We start from the raw sequence: 25,633 nt of genomic DNA on the forward strand, positions 1-25,633 counted from the left end.
ACTAGCCCAATCCCATCGGATCAGCCAACGACGCTTGAAGCAGATGCTGGAAGATGCGATTACAACCCTGCGATTGTTGGCAGCACAAGATGGCTTGCTAGTGCCGTCCAGCCCATTGCCAAACCAGCTGCCAGAAGCGTTTGCAGCGCATTAATCAGCTCATTGCTCAGCCACCCCACGCGGTTTTGAACAACGGCTCCCATGACACTTTCAGCAAGGGTGGCCAGTAGACCCACCACCATCACCACTCCAGCTGCCATGGCGTTGGGGATCAGGGGGAGTTGAGACGAACTGAGCCCCCAAAGCGCAAAGGTCATCACCACACTGCCAGCAGCGCTCGCCATGGTTCCTTCCAGACTGATCGCACCATCGGTTCCAGGTGCGACCGGCCTGAGTGTGGTGATCAACAGGGTCGTACGACCCCAACGCTTGCCAATTTCACTGCCAAAAGTATCGGCCAGTTTGGCGGCAAAACTTGCCGAAAATCCAATCAACACAACCTGGCGCCAAAGACTGGCGTCTTCCGGTGAAGCCGCAAGAACGAGAGCCAGACCCGCACCGACCGCTGCTGAGCCCCAGACGTTTTCAGGGCCTCGTCGTCCCTCACGGGCTTCGGCCAACCCACGGCGTTGCTTGTTCTTGAAGCCAATGCGCGTCACCAAGCTTCCTACAACCAAATACACAACAACGGCCAACCAACCACGCCAACCGAGGCTCCCCCACAAGATCGTTCCAAGGGCTGCCGCGTGGATCCATCCTTGTGTTGTGAGAAGCGGGGTGCGCTGGGCAAAGCTGATAAGAACACCATTCACGACCAGGGCTTCAATCCACATCCAGAGCATCACGCGTGTTGCAGTGCTCTAAGCATCTCTTGTGAACGACAAATAGAGGAGGAGAATCATCCAGTCTTCAATGGATGGGTCGAGCGGATGGTGTTTAACAACGACAAGAGTTTCTTCCTGACTCTTGATGGCGAAGCTGCACCGGCCAAGATCGATCTGCCCACAGAGCCGATGGAGACCGAGGAGAGCCAAGACACACCACAAGCAGCATCAGCCCCAACGCTGCTCGTCGCACCGTCTAATCAAGGTGATGGTGCTGCCTCCTCCGCCTCGGTAACAGTTTCAACGGCGATATCGACGGACCGTTCTGCCGTTCAAAACAATCAGAACGCAACCGTCCAGGCCTCAGAGCCCAAGAGCACAGAGCCAGTCGTTACACCCAAGAGCGATGGCCTCACCACAGCAGAAGCCATCGCCGCGGATCTTGCAGTCGCCGAAGCTGCTCGGCCTGAAATGACCTACAGCACGTATGCCCCTGACAATCTCACGCCAGGCTCAGTTTTGAATCAGCGCAGGCGGGCACCTGGTGCTGCAGTGAAAAACTTCCGCAACATGGCAGAAGATCTGTTCAGGAGTTGAGTTGATGCTCACGCCAACGAATTAGTTCAACGGCCCCAGCCACTGCGGCGGTGGACGTTCGCAGAATTGAAGGTCCCAAATGGATCGGGACGACTGAATGATCGTTCAGTGCTTCGAGTTCAGCCACCGTCCAGCCTCCTTCGGGACCAACAATCAACCATGTGGTTTGACCTGGAGCGGCCTTCTGCTGAAACCAATCCTTCAGTGGGCCAACGTTGGGCGTCCGCGTTACACCAACAGCTTTCTGGCCAGAACAGGAATTCAGCCACGAATCAAGGGAGTTGAGCTCCAAAACGGTTGGTTTCCAAAGGCGCTCACACTGTTCGACCGCTTCACGAACAATCGTGTTCCAGCGATCTGGACGGTGCTCAGCCTGCGGAACAGTCCGTTCACATCGAAGCGGTTGAATCGCATCGATGCCGAGTTCACAGGCCATCCTCACCACATCGTCAAAACCACGACGGATGATCGACACAGCAAGTCCCAATCTTGGATGAGGTTGAACGACCTGTTCGCATGGATGGGGTTGGGTCTTCACTGTGTATTCATCGACCAGTTCTGCCTGCCAGAGCTGGCCACAGCCATCGGAAATCGCCAGGGGATCACCAATCCGCAAGCGAAGCACACGTCGGAGGTAGTGGGATTCATCGTTCTGGAGCGTTAACAGCTCCGATCCAACGAATCGGTCAGGCTGAATCAACAGACGTCTGAGTTCACGCACCGGCAGGGAAGACGCTGTCGGGATGATCTTCAACAGGCCAATCTTCATTCACTCCACCTACCACCATCTCGACAAGTTGAACCACATCAGCATCGAGTTGACGTAATGCATTAATCAAAATATCGAGCGATACGCCATCACTTGTACCCAGGTCAATCCAACACCTCGCCCATTCTTCTTGGTATTCCATTTGCCCCATGTTGTGCATCAGCGCCGGCATCACCGAATCGGCTTCCTCGTTGTTGTATCCCATCCAACTCATATCAGCGCCTTCGTCATGCACCTGCAGATTCTCAGCGTTAAAACCCCCGAGACGACCGATCACGTACCAGCTGTCAAAAATTCCATCCACATAATTTCGTTCCCCTTGACTCGGAACGTCTGCAAAACGCAGCCAAACCCAACAATTAAAAGGATCCACTTCACGGAATCGAACGTCCATAGACCCAAGGCATACACCTCATCATCGTTCAAGCTGAGCTGATGCTTCAACTGTCTGATGTCACCTACGCACCCGCGACGGTTGCGTCGCCCGTGCTTCGGGGTGCCAGTTTCCATGCTGAGCGAGGAAAACCGCTTTTGATTGCAGGAGCCAGTGGGTCTGGAAAGACATCTTTACTAGAGGTGATCAGTGGCTTATCAGCCCCGCGATCTGGTTCGATTTCCTGGGAAGGAAAGGTGATGAACCGGCGACAAAGAAGGGGGCTTTGCGGAATGGTGTTTCAGTTCCCTGAACGCCATTTTCTTGGATTGAATGTGAGCCAAGAACTGCGTTTAGGGCACCGGCGCTTGGGAAGCGATCGCCAAGATCAGGTGCTTCATCGGGTTGGGTTGCAGAAGATCTCGCGTATGACGCCTCCGGAACAACTGAGCGGAGGACAACAACGCCGCTTGGCTTTGGCTGTTCAACTGTTGCGCGGTGCTGAAGTTTTACTCCTTGATGAACCCACTGCTGGCTTGGATTGGTCGGTCCGCTCCGAGGTGTTGAAGCTTTTGTCAGACCTCGCGCAAGAGCAAGTTTTGATCGTGGTGACCCATGAGCCTGAATTATTCAATCGATGGGATTCGGATCGATTACGACTGGAGAACGGCCAGCTGACTTCGATGACTACATTGATTTGAGCTTGGTAAACGTTATGGCTGACCGGCTGGTGAGAGCAACAGCCGCCGGAGGTGGCATACGGCTTGTTGCAGTCTCCACCACCGAAACACTGCGAGAAGCACAAGCCCGACATGGGTTGTCCTTGCTCACCGCAGTGATGTTGGGTCGGGCCATGAGCGCGGGATTGATGCTGGCCAGTTCAATGAAAGTGCGTCACGGCCGAGTGAACCTACGGCTTGGATCGGATGGACCGATCAAAGGATTGATGGTGGATGCGGGTCGTGACGGAACTGTTCGGGGCTACGTCGGGGAGCCAGCCTTAGAACTCGACCCCATTTCCGATGAAAAAGGAAACTATGGATTTAATTTCAAAGCCGCTGCAGGCACAGGATATTTACATGTGATGCGCGATGACGGCAAAGGTGAGCCGTTCAACAGCACCGTGGAACTCGTTGGGGGTGCCATTGGTGAAGATGTGGCCTCCTACCTGCTTCATTCCGAACAGACGCCGTCTGGTGTGTTTGTTGGTGAAAAAATCAATCGTGATGGGATTTTATGCAGCGGGGGGTTACTCGTACAGATTCTTCCCAAGGCAGCAGAAGAACCGGCACTCGTTGAGCTGATTGAACAACGATGTCGTGAAATCGAGGGGTTCAGCGAGCGCCTTGCCGCTTGCAACAACAATCTTGAAGATCTACTGATTGATGTATTTCCCGACCTTGACCCACAACCTTTAACAGATACTGAGGCCACTCAGGATGTCCGATTTAAATGCCGTTGCACACGAGAGCGGAGTATCGGGGCACTGTTATTGCTCGGTCGAAAAGAATTATCTGAAATGCTGGAGGCTGACGGACAAGCTGAACTGACATGCCACTTCTGCAACAACCGTTATGTGGTTGAGCGTGAGGAATTAATAGGGATTATTGAAGGACTACCCGCAGCTGTTTAAGCCAAAAACAGTGCAGCAAGCCAAAGCAAAGCCGCTGCAGGCAATGCCTGAATTTGTGCGGGAGTGATCGACAACTGCTGAAGAGCTGTCGGAGACAATGCAATCGTGAACAACGATCCCACCACGAGCCCCACCAGCAGGGCGAGAAGGGTCCATCCCAATGACGCCAAAGGGCGTCGTCCGCGTCTGACTTGGCTCAGGAAAACCCCAATGCAGGCCAACGCCAGGACCAGTTGAACACTGGCAACGGAGACGACGAGCAAGCCAAGCCCAGCAATGCCGGCGATGACTCGAACAAGCCGACCTTGGCCTTCCACCAACGACCACTGAGGTGTCAAAGAGGCCAACGATTGGCTTGGATCTGGGAGATTGGTGCGTAATTTCTGCAGAACACTGGTGCCCGGGAAGGAAGGACCCGTTAAGGAAGCAGAGCCAACACCTTCTTCACGTTGAGACGCGGTGGCCGCAGCTGGGCTGACCTGACCTTGCTGACGTCCTCGCAACCGGGCCATCAGAACAGCGTCGTAGGCAGCTTCAACACGGGCACGGGCTTGATCGTCACCGTCAACATCAGCGATACAACGGGCTTTAGCCGCTTGAACCTGCTCAAAGGTGGCGTCTTGGCTAAGGCCAAGCCGGATATATGGATCTTCCGAACCGGACTCTGAACCTGATTCGCCCACCGCGGCCATGGCCTAAATCAACTCACTATCAAAACAATATCGAGGATTGCTCAAAAAAGAGGTGCTCCATGTCGATATCCCTCACTTCGTTCGAGGCGTCTTCGACAAGATTGCGCATCGGCACGGTTTAACCACTTCCGACGTTTGATAAAAGGCATCTGTGGGGGCAAGTGATAGCCCTCCAACATTTCCACAGGTTCATCACCCCCTCGGAAAAGCACGTAATCGGTACCACCGTCGGTGCTGCGACGCAGTAGCCAGAGGGAATCCACAACCGATCGCTGAACTTTGATCAGTCTGGCGATCTCAGAGCGTCGCTGTGGACCGCTCTTGAAGATCCGCAGATGCACTTTCGGCAGTGAAGTTGCTACAGGCTGATGGGCTCAACACCACTCACGACAGGAGCAACGTTGCTCAATTCAAACTCGGGATGATCTTGATTCAGCTGATTGAGGTTCCACTCATTTTTAAATAAAAGCACTGGCCGATTCCACGCATCGCGAACTGTTTTGCAATTAAAAATGCGCCCCAAACGATCGAGTTCTGGCCAGCCCCCTGTTACCCAACGAGCCACTTGATATCCAAGCGGTTCTAATCGTGTTTCAACGCCATACTCATTTTCAAGTCGGTGCTGCACAACTTCGAGTTGTAGTTGACCCACAGCAGCAAGTATTGGATCCCGCTTACTTTCATCAGTGTCGTAGAGAATTTGTACAGCACCCTCCTCACGCAGTTCATTAACCCCCTTTCGAAAATTCTTAAAAGCGGAGGGGTTCGGATTACGAAGCCAGCTGAAGATTTCTGGGCTGAAGCAAGGAATTCCCTCAAATTCCACCTTTGACCCCACATAAAGGGTGTCGCCGATTGCGAACATTCCCGGATTGTTCAAACCAATCACATCCCCGGGGTAAGCATCTTCAACGACTTCACGATCCTGTCCAAAAAGTTTTTGGGGACGCGATAAGCGAATCGCTTTACCGCTTCGAGCGTGTTTCACCGTCATATCGCGGGCAAAACGACCACTGCAAACACGAACAAAAGCGACGCGATCGCGATGGCGCGGATCCATGTTGGCCTGCAACTTAAAGACAAATCCCGAGAAATCTTCTCGAAGCGGATCAATCATTCCGTCGCTGCTTGAACGACCAATCGGTCGTTGAGCGAGCTCCAAAAATGCGTCGAGGAAGGGACGAACACCAAAGTTGGTCATGGCCGAACCAAAAAAGACCGGTGTCAAATCGCCTGAATGCACCGCCTCTAAATCCAAATCGGCACCTGCAGCCTCCAGCAGCTCAAGTTCTTCAATGGCTAGATCGAGAAGGTCCTCCTCGACCAGTTCACGTAGGGCCGGATCATTCAGCGACAACTTTCGTTCCGTGGCCTGTTGACCTCGACCGGCACGACTAAACAAGATCACCTCGCGGGTGCGGCGATCGATGACACCTCGGAATTGTTCACCGCTACCGATGGGCCAGTTCACAGCCCAAGGAATCAGGCCAAGTTCAGATTCAATTTCATCAAGCAAACTCAGCGGATCGCGGCAGGGGCGATCCATTTTGTTGATGAACGTGAAAATCGGGATCTGTCGCATTCGACAAACCTCAAACAACTTGCGCGTTTGCGGTTCAAGCCCCTTCGCAGCGTCCTCCAACATCACAGCGTTATCTGCAGCCGCCAAGGTCCGGTAGGTGTCTTCGGAGAAATCTTGGTGTCCAGGCGTATCGAGCAGATTGATCGTTGTTGTGCCGTAGTCGAATTGGAGAACAGTGGAGGTAATCGAGATTCCCCTCTGCTTTTCAAGTTCCATCCAGTCGGACGTCACCTTGCGTTGCTCCCCCCGCGCCTTCACGGCACCGGCTTGCTGAATGGCACCGCCATACAACAGAAGCTTCTCGGTGAGTGTTGTTTTACCAGCATCGGGGTGGGAGATGATCGCGAAATTGCGACGTCGATCCACGGCATCAGCCAATTGCTTGGCCAAATCAATATCTAGGGGTGCTTGGCTGCTACTCATCGGATCTCTTCAACCCACTAAGCCTGACACCACCAGATATCGATCGTCCTCAGACCATGCCTTGGCGCATTTCATCTCAGCACGACGCAATTGCTGATCGACCTCATCCGTGGTGTATGCGGCCACGAGAGACGCGGTGAAGTCCTGAATCAAAACCGACGGTGCTTTAGGCAAGTGTTGCTGCTGCAGGCGATGCACCTCAGCCAGACTCGTTGGACGTCGCAAATCTCGGTGCAAGACGCGGCAACCAGGCTTGGCAATCGATTGCGTTACAGACCAAAGCAGATCGGGCTTCTTGAGGTGGTGCAACAAGCTGTTACTCACCACCAAATCTGCCAAATCCTTGAGTTCAACTTCGATTTCGTGCAGTTGAAGGCGGATGAACTTCAAGTTGTTTGAAGTACGAATGGAACGTCGCTTGGCCACCGCAAGCATCGGCTCGGAACCATCAATCCCAATCACCTGGGCGTTTGGCAACAACTCGGCCAAACGAATGGTGATGTTCCCTGGGCCACAGCCGAGGTCGACAATCAGAGGATCCTTTGGCAGCGGACCTGTCTCATCCAGCAATTGTTCAATTAAGGCAACCGTTCTGGAATCACCACTGCTGAAATCAGCATCCGCGTAAGCATCCACCTGTTCGTGGGCAGTCATGAGCTCCGGCTCAGGTATGCGCTGCATCAATGGCTGCCAATTCTGAAATCAGTTTGAACTGGACACTGCAGATGGTGGTAAAGAGAACTTGCTCCCCCCATCTATGGCGTTAGGGTTCGACCATTAGTTGTGCCCCTTACCGCACGTGACCCTGACCCCCAATCGTGTGGAGCCCACCGCAGAACAGTGCCTCAGCTTCGGGGACTTTCCAGCAACGGCTCCAGCAGCAAACCCTGTTTTTTATCGGACTTACAGCCGACGAACCCCCAACGGACGGGAAAGCTGGAGCCAAGTTGGCTCCAGAAACCTCGATGGCCTTCAGAAGCTTGGCAATCTCACGGAGGCCGAGCTCACGTTGATGGCCCGCATGCAGGCCGAAAAGAAGGCCTTGCCTTCTGGTCGTTGGCTATGGATCGGCGGAACTCCGTGGATTGAAAAGCCCGAGAACTTTTCTGGCTCCTACAACTGCACCTCCACCAACCTTGTGGATTGGGAAGCCTTTGGTCTGATGATGGACCTGGCGATGATGGGTTGCGGCACTGGAGCAATCATCGAGCCGCGGCTGATTGATCAACTTCCGATCGTCCAGAACACGCTGAGCGTTGTTTCAGTGAGCGACATCGGCATTACTCCAGCCGAGTCTCGCCAAGACGCCTGCACGCACAGCATTAACGGCAATAAAGTCCAAATCAAGGTCGGTGACACTCGGCGGGGCTGGGTCGATAGTTATCAGCTTCTCCTCGAATTGAGCAGCGACCCCCAATTCAACGGCGGCACTGTTGAGATTACGGTTGATCTGAATGATGTACGTCCCGTCGGCGAAACCCTGAAGGGCTTCGGTGGGATGGCCAATCCCGTCAAACTCAAGGATCTCTACGGGCGCGTCGCAAGACTTCTGAATAAAGCGATTGGACGGCGTCTGTCTTCAGTCGAGTGTTGTTTGCTGATCGATGAAGCCGCCGTCACGATTGTGGCGGGCAACATCCGCCGCAGCGCAGGAATGCGCCAGTTTGCCGCTGACGACCACGCTGCTGCATCAGCGAAGGACAATCTTTGGCAGCAGGATGGTGAGGGGAATTGGCGAATCGACCCCGAGCGGGATTCGCTTCGCATGGCAAACCACACCCGCGTTTACCACACTCGCCCAACTAAAGAGGTTGTTCACGCCGCCGTCACCAAGCAATTTATGTCTGGGGAAGGGGCTATTCAATTCGCCCCTGAAGCGATCGCACGCTCGAACGCCGATCTCCTCAAGACGCCTGAATTGCGTCAAGAATTTATCGAGATTTATTGCGATCAAGGCCGGGACGAAGCGGGCCGTTGGCTCTGCACGAACCACGGTGAAATGAGTGATGCTGAGCTCGATCATCGATTGAGTCGTTATGGACTCAATCCCTGTGGCGAAATTCTTGGGGCCGACTTCCACTGCAACCTTGCGGAAGTTCACCTCAATCAAATCGACCCCAGCGATGAAAAGGGTCAAGCGGATGCGTTCCGTGCCGGTGCTCTCTCCGTGGCGTGCTTGCTGAACCATCGCTTCGAAGTGGAGCGCTACCGCCAGAGCCGGGAGTGGGATCCCATCGTGGGAGTGAGCTTCACCGGGTTATTCGACTTCTTTGTGCATGCCTTCGGCACCGAATGGCTGAACTGGTGGGAAGCCGGCCGTCCGGATACCGATCAAGGGCTTGCTTTTAAATCCCAGGAAGCTGCTTATCTGGCTCGCTGGAAAGCCATCGTTAATGAAACCGTTTGGGAATACTGCGATCGCGAAGGTCTTCGCCGTCCTAATCGCTGCACAACTGTTCAGCCAGCTGGAACGAAAAGCCTGCTGACCGGTGCCGCACCTGGCTGGCACCCTCCCAAAGCACAGCGCTTCATTCGTCGGATCACGTTCAGAAAAGATGATCCCGTCGCAATGGCCTGTATGGATTACGGCTACACCATCGTTCCTTCCCAATCCGACAAAGATGACGAGGGTCGTTTGCTCAACGATCCCTTTGACCCCCGTTGCACTGAATGGCTGGTTGAAATTCCAACTGAAGTGAGCTGGGCCAACCTCCCCGGTGCTGATGCCGTTGATATCAATGGCTTCTCAGCAATGGCGCAATTTGACTTCTACATGCAAGTTCAACGTCATTACACCGCTCACAACACCTCAGCCACGATCGAATTTCGTGAGAACGAAATTGAACCGATTTCTGAGGCACTCTTCAAAGCGATGAACAACGGAGAGGGGTACATCTCTGCTGCACTGCTGGCGCGTTTCGACGCCAACGCGACGTTCCCACGGCTTCCATTCGAACCGATCGACGCTGAAACCTATGAAAAGCTTCAGTCTGAGGTTGTAGAACGGCGCGTGAGCAGCAACTTCTTTGACGCTTTACAGCGCTACGACCAAGGGGAACTCACCGAGGCTGGCCCAGCCGGATGTGATTCAGATAAATGTCTGCTTCCACTGGCCAAACCGAACTAGCTGCCAAAGGGTGTCCGAATACAATGGTCGTGCAATGCCTTGTGTTGCACGACCCCTTTGGAGAGGTGGTCGAGTGGTTTATGGCTCTGGTCTTGAAAACCAGCGTGGGTGCAAGCCCACCGTCGGTTCGAATCCGACCCTCTCCGCTTTTTAGCCCAGTCGATGACTGGGCTTTTTTTATGCCAGACAGGATTCTCAGGGCAGCTGCACTGCTTCAAATCGGAGCATGTTGTGGCCAGAATGTGTCGATGCCACCCCGAGATACTCGCAACTTCCGTTGTGACTAATGCCATTGATGCTGTGTTAGCTGAGTTGGATGCTCGCTGCAGACTGATCAGCCTTGCGGGGCTCGAAATGGATGGGTTCTTTTCAGAAGACTTCGATCAAGAATTGGTGGATCGCTGAGTGATCGCGGCCCTGGTTTCATTCGATGCACCGATTCGTCGAATGTGATCCAAAGCGGGGCGAGGGTTTGATCAAAGTTGGTTCAGTTCATCGATTCCAGGCGATGAACTTGATCCATCGCGATATGTAGGAGTCTCTGCGGTGGATCAGTTGGAGGCCGTAGCCCCTACCTTCTCGGGGGCTACACCTCGCCGCGCAAGCGTGATCGTTGCAAGTACATAGGAGCTAAGCGACCTGAACTTGTCGGTTGGTCATTCATCCATTCGGGCGCCTGGTATCAAATGTCAAAAGAAGAGGGCAGTCCTGCATTAGCTGTATGAGATTAGAGAGGCAAACTCAATGGATGCATCCAACAAGCTCCAACGCGTAGAACTACTGAATTACACAAAAGCTAGTGGTGAGGAGCTTGTTGGTCTCGCCGTTGAATTAATAGAAGACGTTAATGGGGGTGTTCAGGTTCAAGTCCTGATGGATTCAAATGTTGTCAGTGGTGTGAATGTTGTTGCCTTGCAGCAAGGTGGCTGTTGCGAATAATTAGCAAGGCCGCAAAGGGAGATCAAAATCAGCCATCACCCCTTCGGCGGACATCGCTTCCACCCATTGGGCACGGGCTGACGGCATCTTATTTGCTATCCGCCAGACCTTGCTTAATGGAGGTTCCTCAGCCGACCGAGGGCATGCTGCAGCGCATGTAGATCAACAAGTAGGTGGTTCTTATTCGGCATGACTCAACGATGGCAAGAGGAATAACTCGTAGACGATTAATGCCGCCCAGCGGCTCTTTTCGGGACACTGTTCTCAGCAGGGGATAACAAGATTCAGTCGCAACAGACAGACGTTCTATTGGAATCGCCAGAATGGTGAAACTACAAATAAAGAAATGAGATTCGTAATTACCGCTCTGCTTTCACTAGTGGCACTCACTATTGTTCTGCTGACTAGCACTAAGGACAACTACACAATCCATATCGGCTCAAGGACGCCCCCTGTAGAGGCTGGTTGTCGCCAGATCAGTCAGCAAAGAACCGATGAAGGAAAAGCGCTTGGCATCTATTCCTGTCCTGCATAGCCAACTCTCTCGGTTGACTCTTCTTTTTGCTCAGGCCACAACGAAACTGGCGACAGGTACGACCAAGCGGCCCAGGTCGCTCCCTCAGCAGCAAAAGACGTTGTAGGCAGTTGGTTGGGGGTGCTGCACACGAGAACGATGGTTGAGCAGCTAACTCAAAATGCGTTGAAAGGAGACCGCTCCACAGCATCTAAGTTTTTCCACGTTCATCACGAGGCGAGCTGGCAAAGAGCAGCACTGGAGGGAGATGGCGCAAGCCGCCATCGCACCGGGCGGTGGCTGGAATGAGGTAGGAACCAAAAGCCTGGAAGCGGGATTTTTCAACCACTCCTTACCCCTGTTGGGCCAGAAGGTGCTGCCTTTTGTATCTGGGAAGTCCGCTAGAGAGTATTGCGGAGGAATTTAAAGAGTCCATCGACGGTCCTAACGGCATGAACTTCGGGCTGGGAGCCTGGATGAAACCGGCAAGGAGATCAACCATGAACTGGCAAGGAATACGCCATACGCCAGAAAGTTATGAAGCGACTTAAGAGCTTGATGCATGGCTTTCGAATTCGTTCCTCATCCATAAGAGTTAGAGGCTCAAGCCTGAGTGCAACTGCACAAGCCTGTTCGACTTTCCCTCAACAACCAGTGGACTTATTCTGACCTCCATCAGCTCAATTAATACAGCTCTTTGACGTTCTTTAAGACCAAAAATGAGCCAACATTAAAGGCAATCGGCATCCTTTGATTCAGAAGGAGAAGAAATTACATCATCTCACCATGTGAAAATACTACATCCATTGAATCAATCTTTGTGCTTACTATTTTGACTGCCTCAATGTCATCACTTTCATCGGCTAATTCAATTTGATGAATTTCTTTTAAAGTATTTAAATATGTAAGACAATGCTGACGTATCTCCATAAGTTCTGCGAAACAATTTTTTGCAGCAGCATTAGCTCGCAAGTCAGAATCAGGCTTGATTACAGACTCAGTGAATAGTTCAAGGGCCTGCTGATAAGAGCCGGAAGAAGAAGACATCTTTGTTAACTTTTAGCCAATGTAAATCGAGGACTAGACCAATTGCAGTATAAACGCTTACATATATTGACCAGAATAAATACTTATATTTGTGATTTGATGTTGGTTCTGGACGTTATTTATTTAAGAACAAACATCACCAGTCTTACTTCTCACCACATCTCCTATTTGGGAGATACCGCACTCTACCTTCTCCCGCTGGGATAATTAAGGCTATTTTAATCAGAACTCTTGAATACTGGTCTTTCCATGAAAGATGACTAGGATATTTGAAGGCTGTCCTTTGTCATGAGTAACCTCTTCACAGTGGTAATGGACGATGGCGATGAAGCCAATGAACTAGAATCGTTCCCTACCCATAATGAGGCATTAGCTTATCTAAAGCAGCAGGTTAATGATTGGAACCATACAGATAAATGGGATAAAACAAAAAAAAGACTGGCAATGGTTATTGCTGAAAATGGCTTAGAGTTAGAAGTAATCGAAGAAACACCATCATCTGATTACGAATATCATGAGACTTGGAATTCAATACACGGCTGGAGTGGTGACAGTCAATAGGTAAATCTCAATTAAACCGATGTCGATGTTGAAAATATTAAGAGCCAGCGGATACTACTTTATCTATGACATCGATTGCAGAACAAAAACACCATCAAGCGTCGTAGTGTTATTTATTTTGCCTCAGGTATTGTATTGAAGCGTGATCAGTCACTAAAAACCCCGCCTTGCGACGGGGTGAACTGTGTGAGGTTAGGGAATTAATATTAAAAAATTTTACCCAGCGCCGTCTCTATGGCTTTGCCATAACCACAGTTTCAAGACCTTCAGCGGCTACCGCATTAACAAGCATTACTGCATATCCCTCCCCCACATTCTCCATGGTGTGAGCGGGGGTTTGGTCAGCGATAACAAATGATTCACCAGACAGGAAGACATATTTTTTGCCACCTGGCTTCACTAGAGCAATTTTTCCTTGCTGGATGTATCCAGTCAGAGGCATTGGATGGGTATGGAGCGGGAATCCAGTGCCAGGCGGGAATGAAACACGATAGAGACGTAATTCAGAAACACCTTCTGGATAAGAAAAAGAATCACCCTCAAGTGTTTTAGATGTGCCCATAATCTGCTTAACTTCAACGGCAGGACCATCTGCGGTCGTTCCATGCCCATCAGCCATTGCAGCTGGAACTGCAATAATCAATCCAGAAATGGAAGCAATTAACGCCTTGAAAAACATTAAAAAAGAAAAGGTTGATCCCATTAACCATAGCTATTTAAATCAGTACAGAGAAATATGTTACGTGCCGTATGTATCAAACGACACTTAATTCCATGCACCAGCTGGCGTGCTTGCCTTCTTTGATTCGCCATGACTCAGCTCGGTCACTGGACAGAAAGGAAGAACTAGTAATGGGGTCTCGTCAAAGAAGAACAGCATCTGCTCTGTTAATAGCTGTTTTGCCAATACAACCCCGCCCAGAGAACGGTTGATGTTGATTTAGTGCAAGATCTGGCGACCTGTCGAATGTCTTCCTGCTTTCTGTGACTGATACCTTGTGATCGGTACTAAGTGATGAAGGCAGTGGTTGCATTCGATGCTGCGCCCTGTTGCTTGTGATGCGAGATAAGTCGGAGCGTTCATCAGAGTTCATTCAGTTCATCGATTCCAGACGATGAATAGGGTCTATTGGTGCGTGGCTGCCTCAATAGATTTCGCATTGGAGGTTATGGCTCTTACTCCAGAGGGGGAGTCATAGCTTTCGTGTGAGTCAAGGAATGCTGAATGATCGAGGCTTTGGTTTCATCCGATGCACCAATCCGTCGGTTCTGATGTGGGGAGGGTCCGGGACCTGATCAGAGTTGATGTAGTTCATCGTTCTCCGCTGCGATGGATAGATTCCACCGAGGTTTGGAGATCACCGGTGGATTCGCAACAGGGTCGTGTGCCTCCCCTGCACGGGAGGCCGCACCTTGCTTCACAGGAATGAACGCATCCCGTGCATCAGCTTCATGAAGCCTGGCGTTGTCAGTTGATCACGCAGCGCCAGTTGATGAAAGAAGAGGGAAAATCTAATTTCAGTTGTATAACTATTGCCATGAAACTAAAGCAACAAATATTGGTAACCGAGTATGGCACTGAGGCGTGAGCCACATCAGATGGATCAACACAAAGGCTCCCATTTCAACAAGGGCGCCATTTCTCCATGAAATCCGCCATATTGCGCGTCGTTCCAATTGAAATGATGAGCGAACTCAACTTAGAGCCAAAACCACTCCTTCTCAAGATATGGAAAATCATCACTTGGCGTTGGAGATTGCAAATTGCCATTAATGCTCCTTTTGGGATTTTGTGGCTTGCAGACAAAACGAACCCTGCTGTTCATGAGTTCGATATTGCTCTGCTTACAGCAATACATGCGGAATGGATGGCACCAATGATTGGCATTAGCTAGGGACGACTCTGACTGATCAGGATTGCGAGAGTAGTGTTCAATTTCGACGTCGACGAAACGTTCCAAACTTGGAACGGCGAATCGTCACACTCTTAAGTTGAATATATCTCGTAGTAACAAGGGTGATGAACGCTATTTCAACTGTATAAAGCCAAGTTGGAATTTCCATTTCTAGGTTCTATCAAGGGCTGGAGGCTGGCTTGCCTTAATTGCTACAGGAAAGAGCTTCAGATGAAACCGATTCAACAAACGCTCAGTGCCGACCACTGCTGAAGTTTGGCAAATTTATCTATTTCCCTACTCAGTTCGCAGGCTCATGAATAAATCCATGCCTTAGTGAAGCATCAAATGTGGTAAGAGTGAAAATTTTAGTTATCTACTCGTATCTCGTTCTAATGCCAGTTAATCAGCGGCTATGGGTAAATATGTCACCCGTACAACAAACGTTTGTCACTCAGATCCCCACGCGAACAGTCAATATTGAGCAGTCGTCCTTGGACGGGATCGACAGGTCAAACAAACATCCATCTCTGTTGGTGAATGCAGGGGTGGATGGACCTTTCATGGATTTGTAGCAATCGTACTCACAATTCACACTGACCACCTATTACAAGTTATAAGTAGTTATCCCGTCCAAGGACACGTGGAAAGCCCCAGCATTGACTGGGGCTTTCTGCTGGCAATGTCTGAGCAAGATTTCTGACATTCATTTTAAATACTGAACCAAGTCGTCCGTCATGAGGAAGAGAGAGGCAGTTAAAGATCGTTAACTGCCATCCTCTTGCGAAGTTGTCGGTGCATATTGGCCCGCACCTGGCAGTTAGGCCAATCGACTACTTCCACTTCAGTATGTGTACTCGACATGGAGCTTCTAGTAACTTCAGCTGCAAATCGCAGTATCAAAACTGTGTTGATGCCATGAACATGGACAGGGCTGATCACTTTATTCGTTTCCAAGCGGAGTCACATCGGATGCATCGATCGGTCAGTTCTGATCCAAAGAAGATCGTTGGACTAATCAGAGTTCATTCAGTTCATCGTTTGGCCAATGCGATGAGTTAGGGGGCCATCGGCAACGGTGGCTTTCGCAACAGGGCCGCAGCTCCCCAAACGGCTTCGGCGGGGCTGCTCCTTGCTGCACAACCTGAACGCTGCTAGTCGATCAAATCAGTGGAGGAATGCCAAACCCCAACGGTTGATCTCGCTGAGTTAAGTCTGTAACGACATGAACATCAGAAGGGTTGACGGATGCGCTATCAAAGGTCTGTAGCAACAGCTACAAACGTTCACCTTGCATCCGCAAGGCGCAGTCAAGCCAGGCCACGGAACGGGGACCTGGATTTCTTCGAGGAACTCGACATGACAGCTCTTCTCTACAGAGGTCAAACCTACGGCGCCAGCCAGCCTGCTTCACCCAAGAAGTGCGTTGAGCTCACCTACCGCCACGAGCACTACAACACATGCCGTGATCATGTCTCTCGAGACATGCATCCAACACTTCAGTATCGCGGTGTTGCCTACACCAAGTAATACATTTCTCATGATCTGAGAAGCCCTGCCTCGGTGGGGCTTTTTTTATGGCCGAAATCAGCCTCTCTCCAAAAGTAAATAGGAACATCGACGAGTCGAGACTGATGCAGCGAGTGTGGCTGCGTCGCAAATTATCTACTTACTTAGATATCATCATATAAAGATTGGGAAATTTTGACTTATTCTTCTTTGCATACTTTTTAAATTCATAGAAGCAGGACTGACCCGTGTATCCAATGGAATTTTTCATTGAATCAAGAACAATCTCCCACGACTCACCGTTATTCAGCATCTCCTCGAAGTCTCCCGAATAAAGATACGGATCACATGCCAGTACTGGTGATAGCGACAGAATTTGCAATGTGATGATCGATGAGGCCGCAATTATGGATCTGACCATCACTAAAGCTCTGAATCTATTGATCACGACGATCCTAGCAATGAATGCTTCATAACTACTCGCAAACTTAGAGTATGAAATATTCCCAGGAAAATACATCTTTCAGCCATCTCGCTAACAACCATAGGTACGATTCAATGCTGGCTCATTGATCTCATATTTAATCTATTAGCAGATAATTTAATTATAAAGGCCATGGGATAATTTTTATGCGAATGGATATTTTGAAATCAAATCAGTTCGCATCGATAAGGAATCAACGGCAGCTCATGATTGGCACAGTGCCACTTATTCCGAGTTTAGGATTCATTCAGGCTATCCACTGCTAAAAATAGGGGGTTGTTCTCCTCACACAAGAGATCAACACCTCACACACCCAATGCCACTCGTTGAGTGGCATTTTTTATGGGTTTGGAACCCGGCTGCTAACCGAGCAGTCCCTTTCGTTCGGACGAAGGTGACCGAACCACTCTCGAGTGATTAGCGAAAACGGTCATTCCGGTAGACGTGAAGACGTAGGGTCGGTCCCTCGCTAGCCAGGGCATCGATACCACTAGGAATCAGTCTGGTGGCCCATTGGTAGATGCCCTCATCTGGGTTAAAACTTCGAAAGACGATATTGACCTGGTCACCGGGGGGAACCGGAGGAATGAGATTGATCGTCAGCTCACTTCCTACCGTTGAAAACGACGATGTAGCAAGACCTGCGCTGACGCCACCTCGCAGTGCATAGCGGCCTTTATAAACCTGAGGTGGATGCTTCCCCCAATACCACTGATCAGGATTAGGAAGTTGAGACAACACAACTGTTTCAAGTTCTGCCCCAGCATCAGAGGGAACACGAATACAGATTGTGGTGCGGTTTCTCTCACCTTGGAGCGAGGATGGATTATGGATCGATAGCTGAACAGGTGGTCGGCGGAAAAACGATTGCGCCTTTGTCCATGGCCCGAACCAAAGCAAGCTCGAAAGAATGATCAGCTGCAAGGCGAACCGGCTCAAAAGTGTTCCAGCCAATTACCTAGCCTAAACACATTCACCTCATCCGCAAAAGAATCATATGCATGGATAATTCGCCAAATGAGGATAATAAGAATAAGGATTGGACCCCGCTTCAAATCGTGCAATGGTACAAATCGAACAGTCTTGATTGCACGGTTGAACTGATCGGATCAAACTTTAAAAAAAGAAATCTTGAAACTCTCCGTTCTCGCTGCATCGTCCGCTTGCGTTTTGTCCCTTGGGCTCGGTGCCTGTGGTCCTTCAAAACAAGACGTGGCCTTGGCGGAGGCAAAAGCTGCCATGGTTCAAGCCTGTGAAGACTCAGAGACAGCAATCAAAATCGCAGGAAAAGGCTATGAAAATGGATTAAACGATGTTCTCGCTTTGAAAGCCGAGCTGCTCGAGAACATCCAAGGAGATAACCCAACTGACTGGCGGAAGAAATACTCAGATTTTTCATCACAACTTGTCGCGGTTAGGCAGGATTTTGTCGTGAATTATGGTGATTTACGAGAAACATATGGGAGCGAATGCACCGACGCTTCACGTAGAGCTGAGTTCAATGACGCATACGTCATTCCATTCAACAAACGGCTCGTTGTATTGGCCAACAAACTCCATAGCTAGATCTTTCACCACGAGAGGACCCTTAAGGGCTCGATTCCCAGTCAGCCTGCCCCTACTCGAGACCATTGGAGTGGAGAGATTGCGCCAACAAATGTCACGCCTATAAGCATAAATACTTAATAATTGACTCAAGGGGTTGATGAAGCTGTAGTCCTGTATCTGAATTAGAGAGCCCAACTCGCGTTGTATGTCAGAGGCACGAATCGCTCAACTCCTTCAGGAGGCAGAGGAACATCTTCGTCAACGCAATTGCAGACAGAGATACGAAAGAGCCGTGGAGCGTCTTCCCGACAGCCGACGTGGCATTTGGTACGGCGACGACAAACGCGCTGCTTAGCTCAATTCGATTGCGGTACCGAGTCTCACTGCTTCGACCCAACTTGATTCCCCACCAGGCCTTCTGCAGGGCCTGGTTTTTTTAGGCCCCGTTGCTGCATGGCACCAGAATTAGGCTAGCAACCCCGAAGCAACCCCAGAGATACTGCGGGGATACCCTGAAGTTGCTTTAAGCAGAAAAGCACGTTAAGTTAACCCAAAAGGCGTGTGCCATGGTCAAAACGACCACTCGGGAAAATCAAGTGAAGCTGACGGTCTCTGTGCCGCCCAGCCTTCATGTTTTATTGCGCAGTTGGGCCATATGCGAAGGCCGTGAACTCACGAGTGTGGTGCTCCAGTGCGTTGAGTATTCAGTGCGGCAGCTCAAAAGCAATGGATCAATACCAGGGGCTGCGATCCGTCATTACGAGTCGTCCTGCGACGAACGCCTTGCCATTGGTGGGCCATGACTGTTGAATTAGCCCTGATTGAGCATGCACTACAGGGTTTAACCATGGACGTGGTCATCAACCTGACGGAACATGTTCAGACACTGGAGCTGAGGCCCAACGGACAACTTTTTACAGCATATCGGGATATTGATCAAACACTTTTGATTGGATACAGCGACGACTTGGCAGCAGAAAAATTAAGTCTTAGCCAACGACATTTTTATACAACGGGTACACGTCGCGGCACTAAAAGAGAACATCGATTACTTTTACATACCCTTAAAGATTTGAATATTCGAGGAACATATAATGAAAGTTGTTTTCCAGTAAATAACGATCTAATTAAAAATCTTATCAATTTAAACTGGCCTGTTGGTGAGATCAAAACAAGAACTACACAATCATTACATGAAAAAAATTATGAATAATGAGAAATTGTCCCCTTGATTTCTCGAGCCTTGACAACAAACTTGTTGAGTTGATCGGGCAAGACTGGGGGAAATTTACCAGAATCAACAGATCGATAATGATCGGCGATGGACCAAGCTTTTGTTGCTGGATTAGAAATCAATCGAGGGATCAGATGAAGATGCAAGTGCTGTGCCCCTTCACCAAAAGCAATTGTATAAATCCGATCGCACTGGGTTAGTTGTTTTATCAAAGTGCAAGCATCACGAACAGCTATTCCCCAATTTGATGACTCATTGGCCGAAAAATCAATGGGGCCCGAACAATGTCGCAAGGAATCCAAAAGCAGCCAGCCAACAAGTGGAGCTGGTGCTGGGTGATGACGCAAGACCCAAAGATCATCCCTATAAATCTCATATTTTTTCTGTTGATCAATATCGCGATGCAGATTACAGATTGGGCAACTTAGAGTCATAGCAGAAATCCAAACAGATCAGCAATGATGGATTTACAAATTATTTTTATCGCTTAGCTATCCCTCTACCATTTCCCAATAAACCAAGATCAATAATTACGCCAAAAGCCACAATTAGTATTCCACTAAACGAAGATAGACCGCCAAAGGATGCTGTTGCCCAACAGAAACCCAATGTAGTTGTTGGGAGAAAGACCAAGCCCGCAATCGGAAGCACGGGGTTTGGAACTCCAAATCCCTCAAATGGCTGAAGTACGAAGACACTGTTGAAAAACCACATCAAAACAAGAATCAAACGGGGCGCCAGCAGACCAACAGCAGCAAAAAGGCACATGGGGAGACGTTGAACCAATTCATGCTTAGCCACATTTGCTGCCAATTAGCCAAAGTCGAAACGGCTCAGAACATCTCAGCTCAAGGGCATCGCTCAATATTCCAAAGCGCAATTCAATGCCACTTCAAAAGGGATTGCTGCATTGGGCAGTGCCAAAAGTTGGCTGGAAAGAGCCGCAAGGTCAGAGGGTTGCGTCATCTCCGCGGCGGAAACACGACTAACTTCATGGGCCATATCTGTATTGACCCAACTCGGACAAAAAGCCGTTACACGTATTCCTTGATCCCAGCCCGTGTTTCGCATGCTTTGACAGAGACCCATCAGGGCAAACTTGCTTACGGGATAGCCGGCCATCTGACCTTTGACCCTCTTTCCACTCATCGATACCAAAACTTGAATTCGACCTTCACCAGAACGACACAACTCAGACCAAGCCGCCTTCGTTAGCCACCAAGGTCCCATCACATTTACGTTCCATAGGTCATCAAGATCGTCTTCTTCCCCATCGCGAAATAGAAGTGGTGTAGTGCGAAGAATGCCAGCGCAATGAATGAGTCCGTCGAGCCTCCCCCATGCCTTAACTGTCGCGTTGACCCAAGCCGATGCACTGTCAGGATCCTGTGCGTCATAGGGGTGGCAGAGCACTTGGTCACAATCGAAGCAGGTTCCATTCAGGGCCTCGGGATTTCGAACTCCCAAGCTGAGTTGATAGCCGTCAGAGAGCAAACGCTCCGCAATCGAGCGACCGATTCCACGGCTAGAACCGCTAACAAGAATTGTTTTAGTCATTACTTTGCTGCATCATCAAAGCGAGCAGATCTTCAGGTGTTGCAGCTTGAAGCAACAAATTGCGATTGGCCGTCGACAAAAACTCTTGATTTGTGGCTTGATCCAGGAACGACAACAATGGGTCGTAGTAGCCGTTGACATTGAGAACGGCACAAGGCTTTTGATGCAACTTCAATTGACACCAGGCCAGAGCTTCAAATAGCTCTTCCAAGGTGCCAAAGCCTCCCGGTAAGGCCATCAAACCATCACCTAACTCCAGCATCCTGGACTTGCGTTGTTGGATCGAATCCACAACTTCTAAGCGCGTGAGTCCTTGATGAACAAGGTTGGCTTGATTGAGTGGTTTGGGAATGATTCCAACGACATCACCGCCTGCTCCGAGAACAGAATCGGCCAATGCTCCCATCAGTCCAATTTGAGCCCCCCCGTAGACAAGGGTGATCTTCCGTTCAGCAAGGCAGGTGCCAAGCCGTTGGGCCGCTTCTACATAACACCGATGATTTCCTGAATAGGAGCCGCAGTAAACAGTGAGTGCTTGCATGCATCCTTCCTATGACATGGTTCGTTCATTCTGCCCCCGCGAGCAACTAAACTTGTTACAAACATAGTCCATAATATTTAGTTATTACTGCGGTATTTAATTTGACTCGCAAGCTACAGCTCGAACTTCTTGAGCACCATCCAATCAGAGATACAGCAAGCGGTCTGAATGAACCATCAGGCCTCGCACTCGATCGACAAGGAACAAGCTTTTATACCGTTAGTGATGATACAAAGATTATTTTTAATTTAGACCTCCAGGGGAGGATTATCCCTGATTCATCATTTCTTATCAACATCAAAGATTTAGAGGGGGTCGCTGTTACAGCAGACGACAAAATGATCCTAGCGGTTCAAGAGGAATCAAATTCAATCGTTCAATTTGACATTATCAGCAGGAAAGAAATCCAACAAATTCCGCTTAGAACTCTGAAGAACTACGATCAAATTGCGGTGTACTTTAATCATAAGAATCAAAACAAAGGCCTAGAGGGGATCACTATTAATTTCAACAACAATCATATATTTGTCGTCAAGGAGGGGGAGCCCGGCCTACTCATCGAACTAGATTCAAAACGCGAAACGATCATCAACCATTGCAAGCTTAATGAAAAACATGGTTTCAAACATCCAAGAATTAAATCTGAAAAGCTCGATTTTTCAGGCCTAAGTTATGATTATACCAGCGATACAATTTGGATTACCAGTGACAAAGGAGAATGCCTCTTTCATTTCAACTTTGTTGACAAGAAAGTTTTAAACCGCTTGGATCTACCCCGTGAGTCAGACACTCAATCCAAACGCGTTGCCAAATCGGAAGGAATTGCTTTTGATCCCAACAATCGGCGTCTTTACATTGTGAGTGAACGGGACTGCGAGCTCTACATTTATCAACTACATGACCACAACGAAGCCGCTACGAATTTTGATGACGGGTGCCAATAGTGGCATCGGTGAAGCTGCGGCACGCCACCTCCAGGAAAGCGGACATGCCCTGACTGTCGTCTGCAGAAGTCGTGAACGCGCTGAACAGAGCTTGGATTGGCTTCAAGACCCGAGCAAAATCCTGATTGCAGATCTCGCAGATCTGATCGCTGTGAAAAAAATGGCTCATCAGCTTGGTCTCGATGGCCAGCAGTTTGATGTTCTTGTTTTGAATGCAGGTCTTCAATACGCCGGGGTCGATACACCCCGTTGGAGCCAACAGGGATTTGAACTCACCTGGGCTGTCAATCACCTAGCGCACCAGTGCCTCCTTCAGCTGGTCCTACCCCTCTTGCAAGACAGTCCGTCGCCGCGTGTGGTGATTACAGCGTCGGAAGTGCATAACCCCACGACGGGAGGTGGTCGGGTCGGACAGCCTGCTGGTCTTGGCACCCTGGCAGGACTGAATCAAGGAAAAGGTGCATCCATGGTTGATGGCACCAGCCCCTTCAGTGCTGACAAGGCCTACAAAGACAGCAAATTATGCAATCTATTGATGGGACTTGAACTCTCCCATCGACAACCACAACTACCCGTTTTGTGCTGGAGTCCTGGCCTCGTTATTCCTCGAAGCAAGGATGGTTTTTTCCGCGAGAGTCGGAAAGCAAACCCCTGGGGCCAAGCTGTATTCGGCTTCATCGCAAGAGATCTCTTTCGGCTCACAGAACAACCAGAACGGGCTGGGAACCTTCTTGTTTCCCTGGTAATGGGTCATCACGATGCAACGGGCATGCGCTACTTGAGCAATCACGTTGTAGCTCCTGGAAAACACATTTTTGAATCGACTGAACCCTCGCCAGAAGCAACGGACATGGATTTAGCCCGCACGCTTTGGCAACTCAGCGAAAACCTGATCAAAACCAGTTTGCAAACCCCAGCCTGAGGGGTCTTAGCCCTTGTTTATTGGACATCAAGCTGCACTGGCCGCAGCCATGGCATGGACCACAGCCAGTGCCCTTTGGCGCTCCCTATCTCAATTCGGGACGGCCATCGAACTCAACGGCCTGAAGAACGGGCTAGCGCTCCTGTTCTTTCTGCCCTTTTTATTCACCCTTCCTTGGACCGATCAAACCGGCGCCATCGTCGTGCTTCTGCTGAGCGGAGTGATTGGGATTGCTGCAGGGGATAGTTTTTATCTAGGTGGATTACGACGGCTGGGTACGCAGCGGGCTCTCACCGTTGAGGCCATTGGTCCTGTTTTGGCCAGCATGGGAGGCGTGTTGATGATGGGAGACACGGTTCGACCAGCGGCCTGGGCGGGGGCTTTGCTGGTGAGTTGTGCCGTTGTTTTGGTGGCACAGCAGTCCAAAGCGTCGTCAGCCACCAACGGAACAGCTTTTGGTCTTCTGCTGTGCGTGCTGGCGGTGATGTGTGGCCTAAGCGGTGCATTTCTGTCACGGCATGTTCTGATCACGAGCTCGCTCAGCCCAATGCAAACGGCTGCCGTTCGCCTGTTGGGGGGATGGCTTGGATTGCTCCCACTGCTTCGCGGACGTCTTAGTCCCAAACATTTGCCAAAGGGTGTAGTGGCAAAGGTCGTCCTTGCGACCCTTTTGGGCACCAACCTCGGCATCGTTCTTCAGCAGATTGTCTTTCAAAGCCTTCCCGTTGGCCAGGGAATCACCTTGATGAGTACGGCACCGGTGATGGCCCTTTTTCTCCATCGTCTGGAGGGGGAATCACTTCAATGGCAGGGGGTCGTTGCCGGGCTCTTAGCCGTATCGGGCGTTGCATTAAGCAGCCTTTGAAGCCCTGATTCCAGGGCTGAACTCGCCGCATCATTCAAGGCAAGAACAACCAAATCAACGCCTGTGCCGGAGGTTGGACGCCAAGCGTCCTTGGGAGCTGCTTCAAACCAGCTGTTCAAGCGAGGGCCCACCATTTGCAGCTGAAGCGGGAGGGGCTTACCCGCGAGCCACACACGCCCCTTCAGGCGAATCACCTGGTGTTGACGCACCAGCTCGGGGAGGATTGATTCAAGCGCTTTTCGATCCCAATCCCCTTCCATTCGCACGCCTTGGCCGATGACCTCGACATGGCTGTGGTCATGGTGGTGGTGGTCGTCATCGTGATGATGATCATGATCGTCGTGGGCATGGGCCACGGAGTGGTGCTCAATGCCCAACACGACGGAGGAATCCAGAGCACCGTTCGACACCGGTAACAGGGTGGTTCCCGGCCTGACCTTCGGTGCGATGGCCGCCTGCACGGACTCGAGTTTCGCCGCAGACAACGTGTCAGCACGGCTGATCAGCACCAAATCTGCCGCTTGCAATTGATCCCGAAACAATTCATCAATGGCCGTGATGTGATCGAGGCTTGGATCCTCCGCCCGTTGTCGTTCCAGCGCTTCTCGATCTGCCACAGGACTCCCTTCAGAGAGGGCTTCGCCATCCACCAAGGTGACGACACCATTGACGTGAACCCGACTGCGAATCTCGGGCCAATCCAACGCTTGCAGCAGGGGGCGTGGCAAGGCCAAACCACTCGTTTCCACAACGATTCCGTCCAGCCGATCAGAACGCTCGAGCAACTTCTCCATGGTGGGGAGAAAGTCGTCCTGAACCGTGCAGCAAAGGCAGCCGTTGTTGAGTTCAACTAAGCGGTTTTCAACCTCCTCGTCCGGACAGAAACCACAACTCCGAATCAGATCACCATCCAAACCAACGCTGCCGAACTCATTCACCATCACCGCCAAGCGTTGGCCGCTGTTGGTTAACAGGTGGCGCAGAACAGTGGTTTTACCAGCACCAAGAAACCCTGTGATGACCGTGACAGGAAGTCGATTCGCCATGACCAAT

The 25,633-nt window shown here is 50.5% G+C and carries 31 protein-coding genes and 1 tRNA gene; 17 read left to right on the top strand and 15 right to left on the bottom strand.

Features of this window, described 5'->3' with window-relative positions; translation table 11 throughout:
- Positions 1-59: 59 nt before the first annotated feature.
- The gene (locus SYNCC9902_RS05965; protein WP_011359981.1) at positions 60-833 is read right to left on the bottom strand and encodes a DUF92 domain-containing protein; all 774 of its coding nucleotides are present in this window, start codon (positions 831-833) and stop codon (positions 60-62) included.
- A gap of 96 nt (positions 834-929) precedes the next feature.
- Between SYNCC9902_RS05965 and SYNCC9902_RS05970 the strand changes: the two genes are divergently transcribed.
- Positions 930-1,421, top strand: a complete 492-nt coding sequence (locus SYNCC9902_RS05970) for a hypothetical protein (protein WP_011359982.1) — start codon at positions 930-932, stop codon at positions 1,419-1,421.
- Here SYNCC9902_RS05970 and SYNCC9902_RS05975 read toward each other — a convergent pair.
- Together SYNCC9902_RS05975 and SYNCC9902_RS05980 are read right to left on the bottom strand one after the other, a co-directional pair.
- Positions 1,411-2,175: a 16S rRNA (uracil(1498)-N(3))-methyltransferase gene (locus SYNCC9902_RS05975; RefSeq protein ID WP_232179183.1), complete on the bottom strand. Its 765-nt coding sequence runs from the start codon at positions 2,173-2,175 to the stop codon at positions 1,411-1,413. The two genes, SYNCC9902_RS05970 and SYNCC9902_RS05975, sit on opposite strands and share 11 nt — an antisense overlap.
- On the bottom strand, positions 2,135-2,584 hold the full coding sequence (locus SYNCC9902_RS05980) for a DUF3531 family protein (RefSeq protein WP_011359984.1): 450 nt from the start codon (positions 2,582-2,584) through the stop codon (positions 2,135-2,137). Before SYNCC9902_RS05980 ends, SYNCC9902_RS05975 begins: the two co-directional genes overlap by 41 nt.
- 41 nt (positions 2,585-2,625) lie before the next feature.
- On the opposite strand from SYNCC9902_RS05980, the gene SYNCC9902_RS05985 reads away from it, so the two are divergent.
- On the top strand, positions 2,626-3,264 hold the full coding sequence (locus SYNCC9902_RS05985) for an ABC transporter ATP-binding protein (RefSeq protein WP_011359985.1): 639 nt from the start codon (positions 2,626-2,628) through the stop codon (positions 3,262-3,264).
- A 14-nt stretch (positions 3,265-3,278) separates the two neighbouring features.
- Positions 3,279-4,196, top strand: coding sequence for an Hsp33 family molecular chaperone HslO (hslO, locus tag SYNCC9902_RS05990; RefSeq protein WP_011359986.1), 918 nt, complete (start codon positions 3,279-3,281; stop codon positions 4,194-4,196).
- Here hslO and SYNCC9902_RS05995 read toward each other — a convergent pair.
- The 4 genes from SYNCC9902_RS05995 to SYNCC9902_RS06010 form a co-directional block, all read right to left on the bottom strand.
- Positions 4,193-4,888 (bottom strand): CPP1-like family protein, encoded by a 696-nt coding sequence (locus SYNCC9902_RS05995; protein WP_011359987.1) that lies wholly within the window; start codon positions 4,886-4,888, stop codon positions 4,193-4,195. The two genes, hslO and SYNCC9902_RS05995, sit on opposite strands and share 4 nt — an antisense overlap.
- A 41-nt stretch (positions 4,889-4,929) precedes the next feature.
- The gene (locus SYNCC9902_RS06000; RefSeq protein WP_041425401.1) at positions 4,930-5,151 is read right to left on the bottom strand and encodes a hypothetical protein; all 222 of its coding nucleotides are present in this window, start codon (positions 5,149-5,151) and stop codon (positions 4,930-4,932) included.
- 95 nt (positions 5,152-5,246) lie between these two features.
- Complete coding sequence (locus SYNCC9902_RS06005; protein ID WP_011359989.1) at positions 5,247-6,893, bottom strand: peptide chain release factor 3; 1,647 nt, start codon at positions 6,891-6,893, stop codon at positions 5,247-5,249.
- 9 nt (positions 6,894-6,902) lie between these two features.
- Positions 6,903-7,574 (bottom strand): class I SAM-dependent methyltransferase, encoded by a 672-nt coding sequence (locus SYNCC9902_RS06010; protein ID WP_011359990.1) that lies wholly within the window; start codon positions 7,572-7,574, stop codon positions 6,903-6,905.
- 118 nt (positions 7,575-7,692) lie between these two features.
- On the opposite strand from SYNCC9902_RS06010, the gene nrdJ reads away from it, so the two are divergent.
- From nrdJ to SYNCC9902_RS06025, 4 genes are all read left to right on the top strand, one after another.
- On the top strand, positions 7,693-10,020 hold the full coding sequence (gene nrdJ / locus SYNCC9902_RS06015) for a ribonucleoside-triphosphate reductase, adenosylcobalamin-dependent (RefSeq protein ID WP_041425010.1): 2,328 nt from the start codon (positions 7,693-7,695) through the stop codon (positions 10,018-10,020).
- Between the two features lie 59 nt (positions 10,021-10,079).
- Positions 10,080-10,166: transfer RNA gene (locus tag SYNCC9902_RS06020), tRNA-Ser, on the top strand.
- Positions 10,167-10,299: 133 nt separating this feature from the next.
- Positions 10,300-10,425 (top strand): hypothetical protein, encoded by a 126-nt coding sequence (locus SYNCC9902_RS12950; RefSeq protein WP_255346173.1) that lies wholly within the window; start codon positions 10,300-10,302, stop codon positions 10,423-10,425.
- 339 nt (positions 10,426-10,764) lie between these two features.
- On the top strand, positions 10,765-10,959 hold the full coding sequence (locus SYNCC9902_RS06025) for a hypothetical protein (RefSeq protein WP_041425012.1): 195 nt from the start codon (positions 10,765-10,767) through the stop codon (positions 10,957-10,959).
- 1,285 nt (positions 10,960-12,244) lie between these two features.
- On the opposite strand, the gene SYNCC9902_RS06030 is transcribed toward SYNCC9902_RS06025, so the two are convergent.
- Positions 12,245-12,520 carry a hypothetical protein gene (locus SYNCC9902_RS06030; RefSeq protein ID WP_011359993.1) on the bottom strand — a complete coding sequence of 92 codons (276 nt, stop codon included), beginning with the start codon at positions 12,518-12,520 and terminating at the stop codon, positions 12,245-12,247.
- Between the two features lie 288 nt (positions 12,521-12,808).
- Here SYNCC9902_RS06030 and SYNCC9902_RS06035 point away from each other — a divergent pair, with 288 nt between their 5' ends.
- Positions 12,809-13,081, top strand: coding sequence for a hypothetical protein (locus SYNCC9902_RS06035; protein ID WP_011359994.1), 273 nt, complete (start codon positions 12,809-12,811; stop codon positions 13,079-13,081).
- A 232-nt stretch (positions 13,082-13,313) separates the two neighbouring features.
- On the opposite strand, the gene SYNCC9902_RS06040 is transcribed toward SYNCC9902_RS06035, so the two are convergent.
- Positions 13,314-13,784, bottom strand: coding sequence for a cupin domain-containing protein (locus tag SYNCC9902_RS06040; protein ID WP_011359995.1), 471 nt, complete (start codon positions 13,782-13,784; stop codon positions 13,314-13,316).
- Between the two features lie 943 nt (positions 13,785-14,727).
- Between SYNCC9902_RS06040 and SYNCC9902_RS06045 the strand changes: the two genes are divergently transcribed.
- A complete protein-coding gene (locus tag SYNCC9902_RS06045) occupies positions 14,728-14,976 on the top strand; it encodes a hypothetical protein (RefSeq protein WP_156771083.1) in 249 nt (82 codons plus the stop codon).
- A 1,359-nt stretch (positions 14,977-16,335) separates the two neighbouring features.
- Positions 16,336-16,506 (top strand): DUF4278 domain-containing protein, encoded by a 171-nt coding sequence (locus tag SYNCC9902_RS12100; RefSeq protein ID WP_071818435.1) that lies wholly within the window; start codon positions 16,336-16,338, stop codon positions 16,504-16,506.
- Between the two features lie 880 nt (positions 16,507-17,386).
- On the opposite strand, the gene SYNCC9902_RS06055 is transcribed toward SYNCC9902_RS12100, so the two are convergent.
- Positions 17,387-17,893 (bottom strand): DUF2808 domain-containing protein, encoded by a 507-nt coding sequence (locus SYNCC9902_RS06055; RefSeq protein WP_232179184.1) that lies wholly within the window; start codon positions 17,891-17,893, stop codon positions 17,387-17,389.
- A gap of 246 nt (positions 17,894-18,139) precedes the next feature.
- On the opposite strand from SYNCC9902_RS06055, the gene SYNCC9902_RS06060 reads away from it, so the two are divergent.
- From SYNCC9902_RS06060 to SYNCC9902_RS12105, 4 genes are all read left to right on the top strand, one after another.
- Positions 18,140-18,535: a hypothetical protein gene (locus SYNCC9902_RS06060; RefSeq protein WP_156771084.1), complete on the top strand. Its 396-nt coding sequence runs from the start codon at positions 18,140-18,142 to the stop codon at positions 18,533-18,535.
- A 187-nt stretch (positions 18,536-18,722) separates the two neighbouring features.
- Positions 18,723-18,872, top strand: a complete 150-nt coding sequence (locus tag SYNCC9902_RS12470; protein WP_156771085.1) for a hypothetical protein — start codon at positions 18,723-18,725, stop codon at positions 18,870-18,872.
- A gap of 211 nt (positions 18,873-19,083) precedes the next feature.
- Entirely contained in the window at positions 19,084-19,320 is a 237-nt protein-coding gene (locus SYNCC9902_RS06065; protein WP_011360000.1) for a hypothetical protein, read from the top strand.
- Positions 19,317-19,730 carry a hypothetical protein gene (locus tag SYNCC9902_RS12105; protein ID WP_011360001.1) on the top strand — a complete coding sequence of 138 codons (414 nt, stop codon included), beginning with the start codon at positions 19,317-19,319 and terminating at the stop codon, positions 19,728-19,730. Before SYNCC9902_RS06065 ends, SYNCC9902_RS12105 begins: the two co-directional genes overlap by 4 nt.
- Here the strand turns inward: SYNCC9902_RS12105 and SYNCC9902_RS06070 are convergent.
- The 4 genes from SYNCC9902_RS06070 to SYNCC9902_RS06085 all read right to left on the bottom strand — a co-directional run bounded on the left by SYNCC9902_RS06070 (position 19,721) and on the right by SYNCC9902_RS06085 (position 21,849).
- Positions 19,721-20,185 (bottom strand): HIT family protein, encoded by a 465-nt coding sequence (locus SYNCC9902_RS06070; RefSeq protein WP_011360002.1) that lies wholly within the window; start codon positions 20,183-20,185, stop codon positions 19,721-19,723. The genes SYNCC9902_RS12105 and SYNCC9902_RS06070 overlap by 10 nt on opposite strands.
- 46 nt (positions 20,186-20,231) lie before the next feature.
- Complete coding sequence (locus SYNCC9902_RS12890; protein WP_041425407.1) at positions 20,232-20,519, bottom strand: hypothetical protein; 288 nt, start codon at positions 20,517-20,519, stop codon at positions 20,232-20,234.
- Positions 20,520-20,612: 93 nt separating this feature from the next.
- A complete protein-coding gene (locus SYNCC9902_RS06080) occupies positions 20,613-21,308 on the bottom strand; it encodes an SDR family NAD(P)-dependent oxidoreductase (protein WP_011360004.1) in 696 nt (231 codons plus the stop codon).
- Positions 21,301-21,849 carry a TIGR00730 family Rossman fold protein gene (locus SYNCC9902_RS06085; RefSeq protein WP_011360005.1) on the bottom strand — a complete coding sequence of 183 codons (549 nt, stop codon included), beginning with the start codon at positions 21,847-21,849 and terminating at the stop codon, positions 21,301-21,303. Before SYNCC9902_RS06085 ends, SYNCC9902_RS06080 begins: the two co-directional genes overlap by 8 nt.
- Before the next feature lie 101 nt (positions 21,850-21,950).
- Here SYNCC9902_RS06085 and SYNCC9902_RS06090 point away from each other — a divergent pair, with 101 nt between their 5' ends.
- Genes SYNCC9902_RS06090 through SYNCC9902_RS06100 form a run of 3 tightly spaced genes read left to right on the top strand, consistent with a single transcriptional unit; the run spans position 21,951 to position 24,580 of the window.
- Positions 21,951-22,793: an SdiA-regulated domain-containing protein gene (locus tag SYNCC9902_RS06090; RefSeq protein WP_011360006.1), complete on the top strand. Its 843-nt coding sequence runs from the start codon at positions 21,951-21,953 to the stop codon at positions 22,791-22,793.
- The gene (locus tag SYNCC9902_RS06095; protein WP_011360007.1) at positions 22,747-23,715 is read left to right on the top strand and encodes an SDR family NAD(P)-dependent oxidoreductase; all 969 of its coding nucleotides are present in this window, start codon (positions 22,747-22,749) and stop codon (positions 23,713-23,715) included. Before SYNCC9902_RS06090 ends, SYNCC9902_RS06095 begins: the two co-directional genes overlap by 47 nt.
- Positions 23,716-23,728: 13 nt before the next feature.
- Complete coding sequence (locus SYNCC9902_RS06100) at positions 23,729-24,580, top strand: EamA family transporter (RefSeq protein WP_011360008.1); 852 nt, start codon at positions 23,729-23,731, stop codon at positions 24,578-24,580.
- Here the strand turns inward: SYNCC9902_RS06100 and cobW are convergent.
- Entirely contained in the window at positions 24,517-25,626 is a 1,110-nt protein-coding gene (cobW, locus tag SYNCC9902_RS06105) for a cobalamin biosynthesis protein CobW (protein WP_011360009.1), read from the bottom strand. The genes SYNCC9902_RS06100 and cobW overlap by 64 nt on opposite strands.
- Positions 25,627-25,633 lie beyond the last annotated feature (7 nt).

The organism is Synechococcus sp. CC9902 (assembly GCF_000012505.1).
Taxonomy (GTDB): domain Bacteria; phylum Cyanobacteriota; class Cyanobacteriia; order PCC-6307; family Cyanobiaceae; genus Parasynechococcus.

Bases quoted from the DNA above. Each gene is read 5' to 3' on its own strand.
- SYNCC9902_RS05965 (WP_011359981.1), bottom strand. From the start codon at position 833: ATGTGGATTGAAGCCCTGGTCGTGAATGGTGTTCTTATCAGCTTTGCC.
- SYNCC9902_RS05970 (WP_011359982.1), top strand. From the start codon at position 930: ATGGTGTTTAACAACGACAAGAGTTTCTTCCTGACTCTTGATGGCGAA.
- SYNCC9902_RS05980 (WP_011359984.1), bottom strand. From the start codon at position 2,584: ATGGACGTTCGATTCCGTGAAGTGGATCCTTTTAATTGTTGGGTTTGG.
- SYNCC9902_RS05985 (WP_011359985.1), top strand. From the start codon at position 2,626: ATGCTTCAACTGTCTGATGTCACCTACGCACCCGCGACGGTTGCGTCG.
- hslO (WP_011359986.1), top strand. From the start codon at position 3,279: ATGGCTGACCGGCTGGTGAGAGCAACAGCCGCCGGAGGTGGCATACGG.
- SYNCC9902_RS05995 (WP_011359987.1), bottom strand. From the start codon at position 4,888: ATGGCCGCGGTGGGCGAATCAGGTTCAGAGTCCGGTTCGGAAGATCCA.
- SYNCC9902_RS06005 (WP_011359989.1), bottom strand. From the start codon at position 6,893: ATGAGTAGCAGCCAAGCACCCCTAGATATTGATTTGGCCAAGCAATTG.
- SYNCC9902_RS06010 (WP_011359990.1), bottom strand. From the start codon at position 7,574: ATGCAGCGCATACCTGAGCCGGAGCTCATGACTGCCCACGAACAGGTG.
- SYNCC9902_RS06025 (WP_041425012.1), top strand. From the start codon at position 10,765: ATGGATGCATCCAACAAGCTCCAACGCGTAGAACTACTGAATTACACA.
- SYNCC9902_RS06030 (WP_011359993.1), bottom strand. From the start codon at position 12,520: ATGTCTTCTTCTTCCGGCTCTTATCAGCAGGCCCTTGAACTATTCACT.
- SYNCC9902_RS06035 (WP_011359994.1), top strand. From the start codon at position 12,809: ATGAGTAACCTCTTCACAGTGGTAATGGACGATGGCGATGAAGCCAAT.
- SYNCC9902_RS06040 (WP_011359995.1), bottom strand. From the start codon at position 13,784: ATGGGATCAACCTTTTCTTTTTTAATGTTTTTCAAGGCGTTAATTGCT.
- SYNCC9902_RS06045 (WP_156771083.1), top strand. From the start codon at position 14,728: ATGAAATCCGCCATATTGCGCGTCGTTCCAATTGAAATGATGAGCGAA.
- SYNCC9902_RS12100 (WP_071818435.1), top strand. From the start codon at position 16,336: ATGACAGCTCTTCTCTACAGAGGTCAAACCTACGGCGCCAGCCAGCCT.
- SYNCC9902_RS12470 (WP_156771085.1), top strand. From the start codon at position 18,723: ATGTCAGAGGCACGAATCGCTCAACTCCTTCAGGAGGCAGAGGAACAT.
- SYNCC9902_RS06065 (WP_011360000.1), top strand. From the start codon at position 19,084: ATGGTCAAAACGACCACTCGGGAAAATCAAGTGAAGCTGACGGTCTCT.
- SYNCC9902_RS12105 (WP_011360001.1), top strand. From the start codon at position 19,317: ATGACTGTTGAATTAGCCCTGATTGAGCATGCACTACAGGGTTTAACC.
- SYNCC9902_RS06070 (WP_011360002.1), bottom strand. From the start codon at position 20,185: ATGACTCTAAGTTGCCCAATCTGTAATCTGCATCGCGATATTGATCAA.
- SYNCC9902_RS12890 (WP_041425407.1), bottom strand. From the start codon at position 20,519: ATGTGCCTTTTTGCTGCTGTTGGTCTGCTGGCGCCCCGTTTGATTCTT.
- SYNCC9902_RS06080 (WP_011360004.1), bottom strand. From the start codon at position 21,308: ATGACTAAAACAATTCTTGTTAGCGGTTCTAGCCGTGGAATCGGTCGC.
- SYNCC9902_RS06085 (WP_011360005.1), bottom strand. From the start codon at position 21,849: ATGCAAGCACTCACTGTTTACTGCGGCTCCTATTCAGGAAATCATCGG.
- SYNCC9902_RS06095 (WP_011360007.1), top strand. From the start codon at position 22,747: ATGACCACAACGAAGCCGCTACGAATTTTGATGACGGGTGCCAATAGT.
- cobW (WP_011360009.1), bottom strand. From the start codon at position 25,626: ATGGCGAATCGACTTCCTGTCACGGTCATCACAGGGTTTCTTGGTGCT.